We start from the raw sequence: 16,147 nt of genomic DNA, 5'->3' as shown, positions 1-16,147 counted from the left end.
GACAGCAGAACGCTGCGCGGCGCAAGGCTGCACAGATACAGCTGTACGTGCTTCTCTCATCCAGACTTTAACTGTCGGTACCGGAATTCCACCGGTTCAACCGTCCGCCGGGATCCCCCTGAAGAGAACACCGGCTCGCGGGTCGCGGACTGTCACCGCCGGTTCGGACTTACACCGACCCCGGAGCACGTATGTGTGTTGTTATTGTGCCACAACCTGCAGGGGCTCCCGGTTATTCCGTCGCCGCACGTAATGTCCGCGCACCCTTGGCGCGCAGCAGGTCGATGGCGGCGGCGGGATCGTCCGCGCCGTAAACGGCGGAGCCTGCCACGAAGACATTGGCGCCGGCCTCAGCGGCGCGCTCAATGGTTTCCTCGGTGATGCCGCCGTCCACCTGGATGGCCACGGCAGCCCCTGATCCGTCCACGGCTGCGCGGGCCCTGCGGATCTTGGGCAGGGTGACGTCCAGGAAGGCCTGGCCGCCGAAGCCTGGCTCCACCGTCATAATGAGCAGCATGTCCAGCTCGGACAGCATGTCCAGGTACTGCTCAACCGGCGTGGCAGGCCGCAGGGCCATCCCCGCCTTGGCTCCCCTGCTGCGCAGCTCCCGGGCCAGCTTGATGGGTGCAATGGAGGCCTCGGCGTGGAACGTCACCGACGCCAGGCCCGCGTCGGCGAACCCGGGTGCCCAGCGGTCGGCATCGGCAATCATGAGGTGGGCGTCGAGCGGAACCGGGCTGACGGCCTGGATCCGCTGGACGACGGGAAGCCCGATGGTCAGGTTGGGGACGAAGTGGTTGTCCATGACGTCTACGTGCACGGCGTCGGCATTGCTGATCCGCTGAAGTTCAGCTTCAAGGTTGACGAAGTCGGCGGAGAGGATGCTCGGGTTGATGCAGCATTGCGTCAAGGGTGTGCCTTTCGCTGAAGGTGCGGTGGTACCACGGACAAATACGTGGGTGGTTTGAAAGCTGCACGGGTTTTCCTCCCGTTCAGGCCTTCTTCTTGATCAGGGCCAGGAACATGGCGTCGGTGTGGTGGATGTGGGGCCAGAGCTGGGCCGTCATGTCGTGCCCGGCCTCAAGGCTTCCGGTCAGGCTGACAGCGTCAAGGGCGGCGCCGGCGTCGAGGAGTTCCAGGTCATCGCGCTTGCGCAGGACGTCCGCCACCACAGCAGTGGTCTCCGCCGGATGCGGTGAACAGGTCACGTAGGCCACCACTCCCCCGGGACGGACTGCCGCAAGGGCGGAGGCCAGCAGTTCGCGCTGCAACGGGCCGAGGTCCGTGATGTCCTTGGGCGAGCGCCGCCACCGGGACTCCGGCCGGCGCCGCAGTGCTCCCAGGCCGGTGCAGGGAACGTCCACCAGCACACGGGTGTACCGTTCCGGCTGCTCGGCCCCCACTTCCCGGCCGTCACCGGTGCGAACCTGCCAGGTGTCGTGCGGAACGGCAGACAACGCCTGGCTGACGAGCTTTGCCCTGTGCGGCGCGGGTTCGTTCGCCAGCAGTGTGGCACCGCGCTGGTGCGCCAGGGCACCAAGGAGCGCAGCTTTTCCACCGGGTCCCGCGCAGAGGTCCAGCCAGGCCTCCTTCGTTGAGTCCGGCGCTGTGCCGTCTGCGCCTGCACGGTCCGACGCCCCGCCGAGGTCCACGGCAGCAAGGGCCCTGGCCACCAACTGGGACCCAACGTCCTGCACCCGCGTGGTGCCGGCCCGCACGGACGCGAGGCGGCCCAGGTCCCCGCCGCTGGAGAGCGCGGAGCCTTCCACCAGTTCGCCGGGGGCGGCACCGTTTTCCAGGGCTTCGTCCAGGCTGCCCAGCCCGGGCAGGGCCACCAGGTTGACCACCGGGGCGGCATTGTCCGCTTCCAGCAGGCCGTCGACTTCGGTGGCGGGCCTGCCGTGTGCCACAAGCGACTGGCGCATGGCCCGCACGATCCACTCGGGGTGGGCGAACCGCAGCGCGGCAATCTTCGTCTGGTCGGTTTCGCCCTCCACCAGCAGGTCCAGCCACTCTTCAAGGGTGCGGGCGGACACCTTGCGCAGGACGGCGTTGATCAAGGCGGAGGGACCGGCGCCAATGACTGCACGGGCCAGCCCCACGGTCTGGTCCAGTGCCGCGTGCGCCGGGACCCGCATGGCCAGCAGCTGGTGCGCGCCGATGCGGAGGGCGTCCAGGACGGCGGGATCGAGTTGGGACAGGGGCCGGTCCACGCAGCGTGCCAGGATGGCGTCGTAGGTGCCCTGGCCGCGCAGGGCCCCGTAGCTCAGCTCGGTGGCAAAGCCGGCGTCCCGCTTGTCCAGGTGGTGGTGCCGGATGCGGGCGGGCAGCACCAGGTTGGCGTAGGCGTCCTCCTGGGCCACGGCGCGAAGGACTTCGAAAGCCACCAGGCGCGCGGGGTCGGCGCGCCTGGTCCGCTGCGACGGCGCCTGCTCGGTGAAGTTTCGTTTGGGCCCGCGGTTGCGTTCCCGTCCCTGGGCATTGCGCCTGCTGGTGTCCGGAGGTCCGCCCCTGCCGCGGCCACCGGCGGGTCCGCCGCTGCTGCCTTGGCCGTTCCTCCCGGCGCCACCCCGCCCTCCGGCGTTGCCTTGTCCGCCTGCGTTGCCGCCGGAGCTGCTCATTCGAACACCACACTTTCCAGAGAAGCCAGGCCGCGCGCCCAGTCGGCTGCGGCCATCATCTTTTTGCCGGCTGGCTGGATCCGGGTGAGTTCCACGGCGTGGGACCCTGTTCCAACCAGCACAGCTTTCCCGTGGAACGCCACTGCGCCAGGGGCCAGGTGGGTCACCTCGGGGCGGAGCCGGACCGGCTCGAGTTTGACCCGTTGTCCGTCCAGCAGGGTCCAGGCGCCGGGCTCCGGGGTAACGCCGCGTGCCTGCCTGCTGATGGCCAGCGCCGGATGGGCCCAGTTGAGATGGCCGTCCTCCAGGGTCAGCTTGGGCGCAAGCGACACCTCGCCGGCCTGCGGCTGGGGGGAGGCCTTTCCGGCATCGATGGCCGACAGTGTCTGTGCCAGCAGCACCGCGCCGCTGTGGGAAAGCCGCTCCAGCAGGTCCCCTGCCGTGTCCTGGGGTTTGACGGCTTCCGTCAGGGTGCCAAAGACGGGGCCTGTGTCCAAGCCTTCCTCGAGTTGGAAGGTAACAGCACCGGTGACGTCGTCACCGGCCATGACGGACCGCTGGACGGGGGCGGCACCGCGCCAGGCGGGCAGCAGGGAGAAATGCAGGTTGACCCAGCCGTGCCGCGGAATGTCCAAGGCTGCAGGTGGGACCAGGCCGCCGTAGGCGACGATGGCAGCAACGTCCGGCTGCACTGCGGAGATTTTGGCGATGGCCTCAGCGTCCAGGCGGGCTGCGTGGATGACGTCGATGCCAAGTTCAGCGGCCCGCTGCGCAACGGGCGACGGCGTCAGCACGCGTTTCCGGCCGATGGGTGCATCGGGGCGGGTCAGGACGGCGACGACTTCGAACCCGGCGTTGACGAGTGCGTCAAGGGATGGGACTGCGACCGCGGGGGTTCCCGCAAAGAGGACCCTCACCCGGCTGCGCCGAAGCTGGCGCCGGGGGCGCTGTTTCCGCCAAAGCTTGACCCGCCGAAACTCGACCCCACGCTCTTGGCGCGCGTGGCCGTGGTGCGTTCGGTCACGGCGTCATAGTTGGCGTTGCGGATGGACCGTAGTGCAGCCTTCCGGTCCTCGCCCTCAAGCCGGTCGGTGTAGAGGATGCCGTCCAGGTGGTCGTTTTCATGCTGGAAGCAGCGTGCCAGCATGCCCTCCCCTTCGATGGAGACGGGGTTGCCATGCATGTCCACGCCGGTGACCCGTGTGGACCGGAAGCGGCGGACCGGGAACCCGAGGCCCGGAATGGAGAGGCAGCCTTCCACATGGTCCGGCTGGTAGTCCTCGCTGTTCTCCAGGACCGGATTGATGATGTGTCCTTCGACGCCGTCGATGCGGTAGGTGAAGACGCGCTTGCTGACGCCGATCTGCGGAGCGGCAAGCCCGGCGCCGTCGACGTCCTCCATGGTCTCGGTCATGTCGGCGACCAGCTTGGCAAGCTCGGGTCCGAATTCCGTCACTGGATCGGCGACTGTGCGCAACACAGGATCGCCGATGATGCGGATATTCAGAATAGCCATGCGCTGTTTGTCCTCACGGTTGGCGGCAATTGGAACCTATCCAGTTTAGGTGCAGTCCTGGTGGCTGCACGGAGCTAAGCCGTGCGCGCCTGGACAGCTCCTGCCTGGGCGAGCGGCGGGGGTGCGATGGGCAGCAGCGCCGTGCCGGCACTGATCGTGTCGGCGTTCAGTTCCCAGACCCGGCGCAGCGCGCAGAATTTCCACCAGTGGTGCTTAAGGACTTCAGGGTTTGCCCGGACGGGCCGGACCTCTGTCTCACCGATGGCGACGGCAAGCAGGACGGGATTTTCCCCATACTTCCAAGGCTCCCAGGTTCCCGCCTCCGCATCCACGAGGCTCTCTTCCGCCTTCATCCCGGCCACCAACTGCATGACCACTTTGTTATCCAGGGGCTTGACCAGCCCGTCCCGGGTGGTGCCCTTGGTCTTGTAGTCAATCAGGCAGACGCGCCCGTTGATACGTGCTACGAGGTCCAGGGTTCCGGCGTAACCGACGGAATCGTTCCACACCGTGATCTCGGGAGCGATGGGCTCCACCCGGAAAAGTTCCCACCATTCATCGAAGCGCACCGCGAAGGCTTCCTCGCCGTTGGCGGCCAGGGCTTCGCGGGCTTCCTTCATGGCATGCGGGCGCCCCAGTGCGCGCAGCGCCACCTGTTCGCAGTAGTTATGGACGCGGTCGCCGCGCCGGGCGGCGTCATCCCGGTAGGTTTCGGCAGCCTTGGCGGCGCGGTTGATGGCCTGCTTGATCTTGGCAGGGCTGCCCAGGCAGTCCGAGAGCAGCGGGTCATTGGCCAGGCTGCTGGCACCCATGTAACCGAACCAGCCGTCGAGGCCGTGTGGCTGCTGGCTGATCACGGTGGTGATGGAAGGGACGGCGAACTGCTCAGACGTTGACCGTGCGTACATCCGACCGTATTCGGTGGCATGGGCGAGAAGCGGATCAGTCATACAAAAGACTCTTTCACAGGGGGCCGACAAAAGCTCCGGGAGCCGGAGCTGCACACGAAAAAAAGGTCCGCTTCCGCTGCTGATGAGCGGAAACGGACCTCTGCGGGTGGGCGATACTGGGTTCGAACCAGTGACCTCTTCGGTGTGAACGAAGCGCGCTACCACTGCGCCAATCGCCCCGATGCATTTGAATGCTAGCCCACCTCTGCCGCATTTCAAAAATCGGCCTCGGCGGCCTCGGCGCCTCCCGGCAAAAGTGCCTCCAGCAGCACCTCCCACCCGCAACCCGGCCGCAGGAGGCCGCCAGGCGCCGTCGTAAAATTACACGCCTGTAAGTCACTAAACCCGCGGAATCACGCGGAAGCGGGGGCATCCCGCATCAGGCGGCCGGAGCGATTTGGAGTTTCCCGGAACCTCCTATATTGTTTTTACTCGTTGGAACGCGAGGAAATGCCGGAAACGGCAGGGAATCAACCTCCAAAGTGCGGACGTAGCTCAGCTGGTAGAGCACCACCTTGCCAAGGTGGATGTCGCGAGTTCGAATCTCGTCGTCCGCTCGCAGGACACTGTCACAGCAAACGTTCCCAGGAACCGGAGCTAACACGGTGGGTTGGCCGAGAGGCGAGGCAGCGGCCTGCAAAGCCGTATACACGGGTTCGAATCCCGTACCCACCTCGGTGAAAACCATGGATTCCGGATCTTTCGGATTCAATGGGCGATTGGCGCAGCGGTAGCGCGCTTCCCTGACACGGAAGAGGTCACTGGTTCGATCCCAGTATCGCCCACTGGCAAGGAAACTTGCCCGCAGTACCACCGGTTTACCGGAACATCCTGCATCCGCGGACGTAGCTCAGCTGGTAGAGCACCACCTTGCCAAGGTGGATGTCGCGAGTTCGAATCTCGTCGTCCGCTCTCTTTTTATCCCACTTACCGGTCTTCCGGTTCGGGGCGATTGGCGCAGCGGTAGCGCGCTTCCCTGACACGGAAGAGGTCACTGGTTCGATCCCAGTATCGCCCACCACGAAAAGCAGCTCTCCGGAGCTGCTTTTGTCGTTTCCGGGTATCCGCTGCTGGCGAACGCGATTCCCTTGGCACCCCTTCTCCGCCCCGATAGGATCGAATGCGCGAGGAGCAACCTGGCTCCGCGATAGAAGGGAGGTGCTCGTGGGTTTGATTGACGATCTAAAGGGCAAGGCTCAGGGTCTCATCCGCGGTAACGAGCAGGCCATCAAGAACGGCATCAGCAAGGCCGGCGATTTCGTCGACACCAAGACCGGCGGCAAGTACGCAGGCCACGTCGACAAGATCCAGGATGGCGCTTCCAAGCTCGTGGACAAGAACGGAACCCCGGGCCAGGCACCTGCCACCGGGCAGGTTCCCCCGGCTGCTCCTGGAAATCCGGTTCCGCCGGTTGACAGGGCTCCGTAAAGGATTTGGCCAGGGCCTTGCCCTAGCACGTCAACGGGGCGCGGGTCCCGCCGCGAGGCGGCGCCCGCGCCTTTGGCGTTTAAGGACTGTCTATACGCGGCACAGTTGAGGCCGGTTGACCGCGATGCCGTTGCAATTCCCGCTTCCCCAAGCCCCACCGGTAACCTGCGGATATGCCCAAGCCCCCCGCACCTTCCACCACTCCACCTGCCGGCCGGACCCGGATCGAGTCCCGTCCGGTGGTGGCCGGAATCGTCACCGCGCTGGTGGGCTTCACCTCGTCGTTTGCCGTCGTCCTGGCCGGGCTCAGGGCAGTGGGCGCCGATCCCGCGCAGGCAGCGTCCGGCCTGCTGGCGCTGACGCTCGCCGTCGGCCTTGGCGTCCTTGTCCTCGCCTGGCGCTCCAAGGTTCCGGTAACGCTGGCCTGGTCCACGCCGGGCGCGGCGCTGCTTGCGGCGTCAGGGATGCCCGACGGCGGGTGGCCGGCTGCCGTCGGGGGCTTCATTGCCGCCGGGGTGTTGCTGGCCCTGACCGGCCTTGTGCCGGCGCTCGGCAGGGTGATGGCGAAGATCCCCTCCTCCCTGGCCCAGGCGATGCTGGCCGGGGTCCTGCTGCAACTCTGCCTGGCCCCCTTCAAGGCGCTGGGCACGGTGCCCGTGTTTGTGGCGCCGGTAATTCTCTGCTGGCTGGTGATGATGAAGTTCGCTCCGCGGTGGGCCGTGCCCGCTGCCTTGCTTGTGGCCCTGGCCGTGATCGGTGTTACGTCGGCCTCTGCCGGCACGTCCGTGGATTCGGGTGCCCTGATGCCTGCACTAACGTGGACCACGCCCGCATTCAGCCTTCAGGCCATGGCAGGGATCGCCCTCCCGTTGTTCGTGGTGACCATGGCCTCGCAGAACGTGCCCGGCGTAGCGGTGCTTCGTTCCTTCGGGTATGAAACACCCTGGCGGCCGGCCATGCTGGTCACGGGAGCGGGAACTGTTGCGGCGGCGCCATTTGGCGGCCACGCCATCAATCTAGCGGCGCTGAGCGCGGCGCTGGCCGCCGGCGATGAGGCCGGCGCCGACCGCAGCAGGCGATGGGTGGCCGGCTTCACGTCCGGACTGACCTACCTGGTGCTGGCCGCCTTCTCCACCGCCCTGGTCTCCGTGGTGAACCAGGCGCCGGCGGGAATGCTCGAAGCCGTGGCGGGTCTGGCCCTGCTGGGCACGCTGGCGTCAGCCGTGTCTGCCGCGCTGGCGGACCCGGAGGACCGCATCGCCCCGCCGTCACCTTTTTGATGGCAGCTTCGGGCCTGGCCTTTGCGGGCATTGGCTCAGCATTCTGGGCACTCCTGGCCGGCCTGGTGGTCCGGGCAACTCTGGTCAGCCGGCAGAAGCCGGAACGCAGCGGCGGCGAACCGGGAACCCGCTAGGAAGGTTCGTGGTTCTGGCCTTCGCGCGCCAGGGCTGTAAGGCGGGACACGGCGCGGAAGTACTTCTTCATGTACCCGCCGGTCATCATTTCCTCGGTGAACAGCTTGTCGAACGGAACACCGCTGGCCAGGATCGGAACGTCCTTGTCGTAGAGGCGGTCCGCCAGCACCACGAAGCGCAGCGCCACAGCCTGCTCGGTAATGGTTTCCACGTTGCGCCACACCACACCGTCAATGCCGTCGATCAACTGGCGGTAGCGGCTGGGGTGCACGCCGGCGAGGTGGTGGATGAGCGTGGAAAACTCGTCCTGTGCCACGGTCTTGCCGTCGAACTCCGCCTTCATGTGGGCATTCAGCTCGCTGTTCCTCAGCGGGGCCGGTGCCGCGGGGAGGCCGCGGTGCCGGAAGTCCTCGCCGTCGATGCGGATGACCTCGAACTGGTCTGCCAGCACCTGGATTTCGCGCTGGAAGTCCACGGCGGCGAACCGGCCGTCGCCCAGGGAGCCCGGCAGGGTGTTGGAGGTGGCGGCAAGTTTGACGCCGGCGTCGGCCAGTTCCCGCATGAGCCGGGACATCAGGACGGTGTCGCCCGGATCGTCCAGTTCGAATTCGTCGATGCAGACCAGTTGGTAGCTGCTCAGGGCGTCCACGGTCTTGCGGAAGGAGAGGGCGCCCACCAGGTTGGTGTACTCCACAAAGGTGCCGAAAGCCTTGGGGCCCGGGGCTGCGTGCCACAGGGACGCGAGCAGGTGCGTCTTGCCCACGCCAAAGCCGCCGTCCAGGTAGATGCCGGCCCTGGACTCGTCCTTCTTGCCGAACAGCTTCTTGAAAAGCCCGCCCCCGTTGCCCGACCCCACGCCGTCAGCGAATCCCTGCAGTTCACGCACTGCGGCGGCCTGGCTGGGCTGTTTGGGGTCCGGGCGGTAGCTCGAAAAGGAGACCTCGCCAAACCGCGGCGACGGGTAGAAGCCCTTCAGGAGTTCGTCCACCGAAACTGCCGGGGTGCGGGCGGCAAGCTGTTCGATCTGTACCAAGGTGGTCCGTTCTGCTGGTGGTTGGTCCCCAGAAAGGATACCGGCAATGCTGACCGTACCCGGGCGGGAGGCCGTCCTGCCGCCCGGCACGTGATGAAGGCAACATTTCCCCCTGTTAACGGAATACGGACAACCTCCCGGGCGCTGGCTAGGGTGGGAAGAGGTTCCAACGCATGTTCCGCGGTTTCCCGTGCTCTTACTGAAAGGCCAAGCCATGCCCTACCCGGTTGAACAGAATGAGAAGTTCGCAGCCTATGCCCACCCGGAGCGGCTCGTTTCCACCGAGTGGCTCGCAGCTGCCATCGAAGGCGGCGCAGTGGCAAACGGCGAACTCGTCGTGGTGGAGTCCGACGAGGACGTGCTGTTGTACGAGACCGGCCACATTCCGGGCGCGGTCAAGATCGACTGGCACACCGACCTGAACGACGAAGTGTCCCGCGACTACGTTGACGGCGCCGCATTCGCCGAACTGGCCGCATCCAAGGGAATTTCCCGGGACAGCACCGTGGTGATCTACGGCGACAAGTCCAACTGGTGGGCTGCCTACGCCCTCTGGGTGTTCACGCTCTTCGGCCACCAGGACGTCCGGCTGCTCGACGGCGGCCGGGACAAGTGGGTTGCCGAAGGCCGGGAACTGACCAAGGACAAGCCATCGCCTGTCCGCGGCGACTACCCGGTGGTCGAGCGCGATGACGCTCCCATCCGGGCCTTCAAGGACGATGTCCTGGCCCACCTGGGCAAGCCGCTCATCGACGTCCGCTCCCCCGAGGAATACACCGGCCAGCGCACCCACATGCCCGCCTACCCGGAAGAGGGCGCGCTGCGCGGCGGACACATCCCCACCGCTGCGTCCGTCCCGTGGGCCCGCGCCGCTGCCGCCGACGGCACCTTCCGCAGCCGGGAGGAACTTGAGGCGATCTACCTTGGCGAGGCCGGCCTGGCCCAGGGTGACGACGTGGTGGCTTACTGCCGCATCGGCGAACGTTCCAGCCACACCTGGTTCGCGCTCAAGTACCTTCTGGGCTTCGATTCCGTCCGCAACTACGACGGATCCTGGACCGAGTGGGGCAACGCCGTGCGCGTTCCCATCGTCAAAGGCGCTGAGCGCGGGTCCGTACCCGTCGCCGTCGGAGCCTGACCCTCTGCTCCCCCGCGTAGACTTGGACCGATGACTACTCAAGCTTTGCCTTCCGCCCTGGCGGCGATTGTGGACGACTTCCAGGCCCTGTCCGAACCCGAAAGGCTTCAGTTGCTGCTGGAGTTCTCGGAAGGACTGCCGGAGCTCCCCGACCGGCTCAAGGACCACCCTGAGCTCCTTGAGCAGGTGGTGGAGTGCCAGTCGCCGCTGTTCCTCACCATCGAGACAGAGTCCAACGACGCCGGTCCCGCCGGCGAAGTGCGCCTCTACTTCAAGGCTCCCGCCGAGGCTCCCACCACGCGGGGTTTTGCCGGTGTCCTGCACGAGGGGCTGGACGGCCTTTCCGCAGCAGAGATCCTGTCCGTCCCGGATGACATGCCGGAACTGCTGGGGCTCACCCGCGCCATCACGCCGCTGCGCATGCGCGGCATGACCGCCATGCTGGGCAGGATCAAGCGCAAGGTGGCCGCCGCGTCCGGCGCCCAGTCCTGACCGCCCATTCATGGCGCGCAGAAACTCAGCCCAGGGAACCCCGGCTACAGCGGCATTGACCGCGGCCGGGGTTCCCTTTGTGCTGCACCCGTACACCCACGATCCCTCCGCCACGAGCTACGGCGCCGAAGCTGCGCAGGCCCTGGGCATGGATCCGTCCCGCGTCTTCAAGACGTTGATGGTGGACGTTGAGGGCAGGCTCGCGGTGGGCATCGTTCCGGTGAGCGGGACCCTCGACCTGAAGGCCATGGCCGCTGCCATGGGCGCCAAAAAGGCTGCCATGGCCGATCCTGCTGCAGCCCAGCGGCGCACCGGATACGTCCTGGGTGGCATCTCCCCGCTGGGCCAGCGCCAGCCGTCCCCCACGGTGCTGGATTCCAGTGCCCTGGCCCTGGACACCGTGCTGGTGTCCGGCGGCAGGCGGGGCCTGGATATTGAGCTCGCCCCAACTGACCTGGTCCGCCTGACGGGCGCGGTCACCGCGCCCATCAGTTCACTTCCGGCCGGGTAAACCTCCGCCGTTCGCAGACTTTTCAGGACCAGTGTGCCGGCCGGTGAAATTGTCCATGGTCCGGTTGACTCCGAGGACGTCCATGAGCCGGTCAAAAACGCTGACCGGAAGGATACGGAGGACCGGAAGCAGGTTCACCAGGGGCGGCAGGACCAGCTTCCTGTGGCCGGCCTCGATGGCATCGAGGACCTTGGCGGCCACGTCCTCTTCCTGGAGGATCGGCAGGAGCATGGGCCAGCGGGTCTGGACGCCGGCGAACATCCCGGTGTCGATGTAATACGGGCACACCACCAGCGTGTTGACCCCGAGTTGGGCGGCACGGACCTCGGCGCGCAGAGACTCATTGAAGCCGAAGGCGGCGAACTTGCTGGCGGAGTAGTCAGTCTGCCGGGCGACCCCCACCAGTGCGGCGGCGCTGGCAACAGTGACGACGGTTCCGTGGCGCCGGCTTGCCATCCCGGCGAGGAACGCGCGCGTTACCCAATACAGCGCCATGACGTTGACCTTCATGGTCCGTTCGATGGCCTCATCCGTGGCATCAAGGAGCGGTTGGCCGCTGACCACCCCGGCATTGTTGACCAGGACATCCACGGGCCCGGCCGCGGCGGCGGCCGTCGCCACGGCTTCCCTGTCGGTGACGTCGACAATATGGGCCTCGGCCGACCCTCCTGCCGCGCGGATCTCGTCACGAACCGCTGCCCCTGCTTCAGCATCTAAATCCCAGATCACCACCCGGCTTCCGCGCCGCGCCGCTCCCAGCGCCAGGCGGCGGCCCAGCCCGCTTCCACCTCCCGTAATCAACAGTGTTGCCCCGGAAAGTCGGGTTCCTCTGGCCATGTCGGTTCTCCTGGTGTTTGGTGGAACGGGTGTGGGCAGGGCAAGCCCTACCGGCTGCGGGGGAAGCGGCCCATGAGGGTGACTGCGCCCTTCATGATTCGGGCGTAGGCGCGGTTGGACATGCCGGGGGTTGGCGCCACCCTGAGCAGCCGCTGCACGGCAACGGTTTGCGGCTCGGTGTATTTGAGGATGCCTTCCCGGCCGTGGCGGCGTCCGGCGCCGGAGTCCTTCATCCCGCCAATCGGCGCGTCATGGGAAGCCCAGGTTGCGGCATAGCCTTCGTTGACGTTGACGGTTCCCGTCAAAAGCCGGCGGCCCACCTCTTCCCCGTGGCGGGCAGACCAGACGCTGCCGTTCAGCCCAAAGTCGGAATCATTGGCCATTGCCACGGCTTCGTCGTCGTCCGCTGCCCGGTAGACGGCCACCACGGGACCGAACGTCTCCTCCCGGGCCAGGAGCATCTCCGGGGTGACTCCTGCCAGGACGGTGGGTTCGTAGAACAACGGTCCCAGGTCCGGCCGCCGCCGTCCGCCGGCGAGGAGTTGTGCCCCCTTGTCCAGCGCGTCCTGGACGTGGCGGTCCACGCGCTCCACCTGCGCCACGCTGATGAGTGACCCCATGCCGATGTCCCAGTCCGGTCCCGGGCCCATCCGGATCGCCTTCACCTGGTCCGTAAACGCCGCGAGGAAACCGTCATGCACGTCAGCATGGACGTAGATCCGTTCGATGCTCACGCACAGCTGCCCGGAGTTGGAAAAACAGGCGTGGACGGCGCCGCTGGCTGCTTTGGCAACGTCCGCATCGGCCAGCACCAGCATGGGGTTCTTGCCGCCAAGTTCGGCGGAGAAGCCGATCAGACGCTCACCGCATTGCCGGGCCACGGTCTTGCCGGTCTGCGAGGAACCGGTGAACATCAGGAAGTCCACCCGCCCGATCAAGGCGGGGCCAATCTCTGGGCCTGGTCCGGTGACGATCTGGAACAGGTCCGCTGGCAGGCCGGCCTCGCGGAGCAGTTTGAGCATCAGCAGGGCCGTGAAGGGCGTCTGGGAATCCGGCTTCAGGACGATGCCGTTGCCTGCCAGGAGGGCGGGCAGGGCGTCGGAGACCGCGAGGGTAAGCGGATAGTTCCAGGGGCTGATGACCCCCACCACTCCCTTGGGCACACGGTATTCGGTGGTGCGGGTCAGGACAGGGGCGGCCCCCTTCCGGCGCCGCGGCCCCAGGTACCGCTCGGCGCTGCGCTCGTAATAGTTGGCCGTCAGCACGACGTCCGCGAACTCCTCAAAGGCACTCAGCCGGGCCTTGCCGCTTTCGGCCTGCACCAGGTCCAGGATGTCCTGTTCCCGGTCCAGCAGCAGCCTGCGGAAGCTGCGCACCACCGCCCGGCGTTCGGTGACCGGGAGCCCGGCCCAACGCTGCTGGGCGAGGCGTGCGCGGTCAACGGCGGCGCCGACGTCGTCCGTGGTGCACACGGGCACTTCGCCCACCAGGGTCCCGTCGAAGGGGGCGTGGGAAGCCTGGCTTGGCCGGCCTGCTGCGGCCGCCACCAGTTGGGAAAGATCCGCAGCCAGGAGCCGCCCCCGGTCAATCAGCGCCCCGGTCCCCTGTTGTTTCGCCATGTCACGCCCCCGTTGCGGTGTGTTGTGCCGCTGATTCCGGGCCAGGCCTGGAACCGGGATTGAGGCGCGGCGCAAGCTGTTGACGGAGCCACGCCTTCACCAGCCGCTCCCAGCGTTCGGGATCGACGTTCCATTCCTTGGTGTGCCGCGCATGGTTGAACGTTTCGAAGGTCACCATCTCCGGGTTCCGTTCAGCCAGCAGGGCGGAGGGTCCGTACGGTACGTACTCGTCGTCGACGCTGTGGATGATGAGGGTGGGCGTCCGCAGTTCGACGGCCCGGGACACCCAGTCCATGACTTTGAGGTCCACTGGTGCGGACAGGCCGGTGAGCCTGCGTCCCAGTGGATGGCCCAGCATCAGCTGCCCGTACCTGCCCACCAGCGACGGGATCCGGTTCAGCTGCGCATGGTGCGCCAGGACGGTGACCCAGTCGATGACCGGCGCGTCGAGCACCATGGCCCGGATCAGGTGCCGGTGGCGGGAGAGGTCTGCGGTCTGCAGGCAGATGGCTCCGCCCATGGACCAGCCGAACAGGACCACTTCCTCGGCACCGTGGGCCAGGGCGTATTCGATGGCGGCTTCGATGTCCTGCCATTCCGTTGAACCCAGGCCATACCGTCCATCGTCAGCCGAGGGCGCCAGTCCGTCGTTCCGGTAGGACACCAGCAGGCTGGTCAGTCCCAGTTCCAGGGCCGGGCCCACGGCCCGGAGGGCCTCCTGCCGGGTGGCACCGCGGCCGTGCACCATGATGGCCCAGGTGCGGGCCGTTCCCTTGGCGCGCACCAGCCAGGCGGGCGCTTCGCCCCGCTCGACGGGAATCAGCACATCTTCGGCAGGAATCCCGACGGCGGCCGGGTCCGGGTAGGTGGCGCCGCTCCACCATCCCCAGCGCGCGGTCGAGAGGTCCCCGCTGTAGACGGCTTCGACCTCGCGCAGGACCGTCCGTTCCGCCGGTGAGTAGGAAATGATGCGGCCGATGCGCGCGTGGCCCTTGCCGCCGTCGAAAAAGAATCCATAGACCCCATCCACCGTGGTGTCATCGTTGGCAGCCAGGATCACCTGCTGCTTTTGCCCGTCACGGATCACGGCCAGCACTTCCTTGTCCGCCGCCCGTTGCCGGGCCGGGGTGATCACGCGGCGGGCGAAGTACACGGCGAGCGCTGAGGACCCTGCTCCCAGCAGGCTTGCCACCGAGCCGCCGGCAATCGCCCCGCCGATGGCCCACTTCGCCCCCGGCGACATGCCGCCGGAGTCCCGGGTGGGTGCAGTCATTGCAGGGCGCGCTCGCCGGAAAGGTGCCATGGGACTATTCTTACCGGCCCTGCCGCCGATACCTGCATTCCAGGACGGGACCGGCACGTCGCCCGGCGGCGTGCGGCGTGCACCGGAAGTGCAGTGCAGGCCTCCCCGCGCGGCGCTAGGCTAAGGCCATGAGTGATCCCATCGTCATCCTGACCGAAGAACCACTGGGCGCGGAAGACCGCCTGAACATTGAACGGCTGGTGGATGGCGGGGACAGCCGCCTGCTGGTCCTGGTGCCGGCAAACACGGAGCGGCACCTGCTGGTGGACTTCCTCGAAAACCTGTCCCTGCTGGACGTTGCCAAGGCATTCCGTGAGCTCGCGGCACGCAACCCGGACGCCGCCGTCGAACGGGCCCACGCGGACGAAACCCTTGCGGCATCACTTGCTGCGCTGGAGGGGCTGGGTTCCGGGGTGACCGGCCAGGTGGTGGACGGCAAGGCCGTGGACAGCCTGGTGGCCAAGGTCCGGGAAACCGGAGCGTCCCAGGCCGTGGTGATCACCAGGCCGCATGCCGTGGCCGACACCTTCCACACGGACTGGGCCAACAAGGCACAGGACCAGCTGGGCGTCCCTGTGCTCCATCTGTACGCCGGTTCGGGATTTATCGGCGACTCCTGAGCGTTGGAAATGCTATGAGCATCTTTGGAAACAGCATCTTCGGTAACAAGGCAACGGACATGATTGGTGGCGGCCAGGAAAACGCCGCACCGGCAAACGCGGTCCAGAAAACCGACGCCCAGTGGCGGGAGGAGCTGACCCCGGAGGAGTACCACGTCCTCCGCCAGGCCGGGACGGAACGGCCTTACACCGGCGAGTACTGGGACACCCATACCGAGGGCGTGTACCAGTGCCGTGCCTGTGGTGCCGAACTGTTCACCAGCAACGAGAAGTTCGATTCGCACTGCGGCTGGCCCTCCTTCTGGGCTCCGCTGGCTGAGGGGAAGGTCCGCTACATCCACGACCGCACCCTGGGTATGGAACGGATCGAGGTGCGGTGCGGGTCCTGCGACTCCCACCTGGGCCACGTGTTCGAGGGCGAGGGCTATGGCACACCCACCGACCAGCGCTACTGCATCAATTCGGTGTCCCTCCGGCTGGTCAGCAAGGACGACGCCGAAGGCGGTTCGCAAGGCTAAGGCGCACCCCCGGCCCCCGGGCCAGGCGGGCCCAGGCGCACCATCACAGGCCAAGCACCAAGCAAGGCCTCCCCAGCCCCCGCGCTGTTCCAACAGCCGGGGGCTGGTCTCGTACCAGGCCCGCACCCACCGAGCATAAGTATTTC

Annotated in this window: 15 protein-coding genes, 6 tRNA genes, 1 pseudogene and 1 riboswitch; of the genes and pseudogenes, 12 read left to right on the top strand and 10 right to left on the bottom strand. The window is 66.9% G+C overall.

Annotation, left to right across the window (positions count from 1 at the left end):
* Window positions 1-43: 43 nt before the first annotated feature.
* Window positions 44-193: riboswitch (FMN riboswitch) on the bottom strand.
* A gap of 39 nt (window positions 194-232) precedes the next feature.
* The 6 genes from rpe to LFT44_RS07995 form a co-directional block, all read right to left on the bottom strand.
* Entirely contained in the window at window positions 233-910 is a 678-nt protein-coding gene (gene rpe / locus LFT44_RS08020) for a ribulose-phosphate 3-epimerase (RefSeq protein WP_236802111.1), read from the bottom strand.
* 82 nt (window positions 911-992) lie between these two features.
* Window positions 993-2,621 (bottom strand): RsmB/NOP family class I SAM-dependent RNA methyltransferase, encoded by a 1,629-nt coding sequence (locus LFT44_RS08015; protein WP_236802110.1) that lies wholly within the window; start codon window positions 2,619-2,621, stop codon window positions 993-995.
* Window positions 2,618-3,538, bottom strand: a complete 921-nt coding sequence (gene fmt / locus LFT44_RS08010; RefSeq protein WP_236802109.1) for a methionyl-tRNA formyltransferase — start codon at window positions 3,536-3,538, stop codon at window positions 2,618-2,620. Before fmt ends, LFT44_RS08015 begins: the two co-directional genes overlap by 4 nt.
* Complete coding sequence (gene def, locus LFT44_RS08005) at window positions 3,535-4,137, bottom strand: peptide deformylase (RefSeq protein ID WP_236802108.1); 603 nt, start codon at window positions 4,135-4,137, stop codon at window positions 3,535-3,537. The genes fmt and def overlap by 4 nt, the downstream gene beginning before the upstream one ends.
* A 74-nt stretch (window positions 4,138-4,211) precedes the next feature.
* Window positions 4,212-5,087 carry a cytochrome gene (locus LFT44_RS08000; RefSeq protein ID WP_236802107.1) on the bottom strand — a complete coding sequence of 292 codons (876 nt, stop codon included), beginning with the start codon at window positions 5,085-5,087 and terminating at the stop codon, window positions 4,212-4,214.
* 107 nt (window positions 5,088-5,194) lie between these two features.
* A tRNA-Val gene (locus LFT44_RS07995) sits at window positions 5,195-5,266 on the bottom strand.
* 305 nt (window positions 5,267-5,571) lie between these two features.
* On the opposite strand from LFT44_RS07995, the gene LFT44_RS07990 reads away from it, so the two are divergent.
* From LFT44_RS07990 to LFT44_RS07960, 7 genes and pseudogenes are all read left to right on the top strand, one after another.
* Window positions 5,572-5,644 (top strand) — tRNA-Gly (locus tag LFT44_RS07990).
* A 47-nt stretch (window positions 5,645-5,691) separates the two neighbouring features.
* Window positions 5,692-5,762: transfer RNA gene (locus LFT44_RS07985), tRNA-Cys, on the top strand.
* Between the two features lie 38 nt (window positions 5,763-5,800).
* Window positions 5,801-5,872 (top strand) — tRNA-Val (locus LFT44_RS07980).
* 54 nt (window positions 5,873-5,926) lie between these two features.
* Window positions 5,927-5,999: transfer RNA gene (locus LFT44_RS07975), tRNA-Gly, on the top strand.
* A gap of 34 nt (window positions 6,000-6,033) precedes the next feature.
* Window positions 6,034-6,108, top strand: a tRNA-Val gene (locus tag LFT44_RS07970).
* Window positions 6,109-6,245: 137 nt separating this feature from the next.
* Window positions 6,246-6,515: an antitoxin gene (locus LFT44_RS07965; RefSeq protein ID WP_442863681.1), complete on the top strand. Its 270-nt coding sequence runs from the start codon at window positions 6,246-6,248 to the stop codon at window positions 6,513-6,515.
* A 173-nt stretch (window positions 6,516-6,688) separates the two neighbouring features.
* Window positions 6,689-7,929: pseudogene (locus LFT44_RS07960) on the top strand (benzoate/H(+) symporter BenE family transporter).
* On the opposite strand, the gene zapE reads toward LFT44_RS07960, so the two are convergent.
* Window positions 7,926-8,963, bottom strand: a complete 1,038-nt coding sequence (zapE, locus tag LFT44_RS07955; protein ID WP_236802105.1) for a cell division protein ZapE — start codon at window positions 8,961-8,963, stop codon at window positions 7,926-7,928. The pseudogene LFT44_RS07960 and the gene zapE sit on opposite strands and share 4 nt — an antisense overlap.
* Window positions 8,964-9,177: 214 nt before the next feature.
* Here zapE and LFT44_RS07950 point away from each other — a divergent pair, with 214 nt between their 5' ends.
* From LFT44_RS07950 to ybaK, 3 genes are read left to right on the top strand one after another with little or no spacing between them, the layout of a single operon-like run.
* Window positions 9,178-10,101: a sulfurtransferase gene (locus tag LFT44_RS07950; protein ID WP_236802104.1), complete on the top strand. Its 924-nt coding sequence runs from the start codon at window positions 9,178-9,180 to the stop codon at window positions 10,099-10,101.
* Window positions 10,102-10,131: 30 nt separating this feature from the next.
* Window positions 10,132-10,593: a SufE family protein gene (locus tag LFT44_RS07945; protein WP_236802103.1), complete on the top strand. Its 462-nt coding sequence runs from the start codon at window positions 10,132-10,134 to the stop codon at window positions 10,591-10,593.
* Between the two features lie 10 nt (window positions 10,594-10,603).
* Window positions 10,604-11,104, top strand: a complete 501-nt coding sequence (gene ybaK, locus LFT44_RS07940) for a Cys-tRNA(Pro) deacylase (protein ID WP_236802102.1) — start codon at window positions 10,604-10,606, stop codon at window positions 11,102-11,104.
* Here the strand turns inward: ybaK and LFT44_RS07935 are convergent.
* The 3 genes from LFT44_RS07935 to LFT44_RS07925 are packed head-to-tail and all read right to left on the bottom strand — an operon-like array spanning window position 11,087 to window position 14,833.
* Window positions 11,087-11,941, bottom strand: a complete 855-nt coding sequence (locus LFT44_RS07935; RefSeq protein ID WP_236802101.1) for an SDR family oxidoreductase — start codon at window positions 11,939-11,941, stop codon at window positions 11,087-11,089. The two genes, ybaK and LFT44_RS07935, sit on opposite strands and share 18 nt — an antisense overlap.
* A 47-nt stretch (window positions 11,942-11,988) precedes the next feature.
* The gene (locus LFT44_RS07930; protein ID WP_236802100.1) at window positions 11,989-13,560 is read right to left on the bottom strand and encodes a succinic semialdehyde dehydrogenase; all 1,572 of its coding nucleotides are present in this window, start codon (window positions 13,558-13,560) and stop codon (window positions 11,989-11,991) included.
* Window position 13,561: 1 nt separating this feature from the next.
* Window positions 13,562-14,833, bottom strand: a complete 1,272-nt coding sequence (locus tag LFT44_RS07925) for an alpha/beta hydrolase family protein (protein ID WP_236802099.1) — start codon at window positions 14,831-14,833, stop codon at window positions 13,562-13,564.
* A 158-nt stretch (window positions 14,834-14,991) separates the two neighbouring features.
* Here LFT44_RS07925 and LFT44_RS07920 point away from each other — a divergent pair, with 158 nt between their 5' ends.
* Entirely contained in the window at window positions 14,992-15,483 is a 492-nt protein-coding gene (locus LFT44_RS07920) for a hypothetical protein (protein WP_236802098.1), read from the top strand.
* Window positions 15,484-15,542: 59 nt separating this feature from the next.
* Window positions 15,543-16,001, top strand: coding sequence for a peptide-methionine (R)-S-oxide reductase MsrB (gene msrB / locus LFT44_RS07915; protein WP_236802834.1), 459 nt, complete (start codon window positions 15,543-15,545; stop codon window positions 15,999-16,001).
* Window positions 16,002-16,147 lie beyond the last annotated feature (146 nt).

It is taken from the genome of Arthrobacter sp. FW306-05-C (assembly GCF_021801725.1).
Lineage (GTDB): Bacteria > Actinomycetota > Actinomycetes > Actinomycetales > Micrococcaceae > Arthrobacter.
The sequence above is the reverse complement of the archived record's forward strand: the minus strand, read 5'-3'. Positions and strand labels throughout refer to the sequence as shown.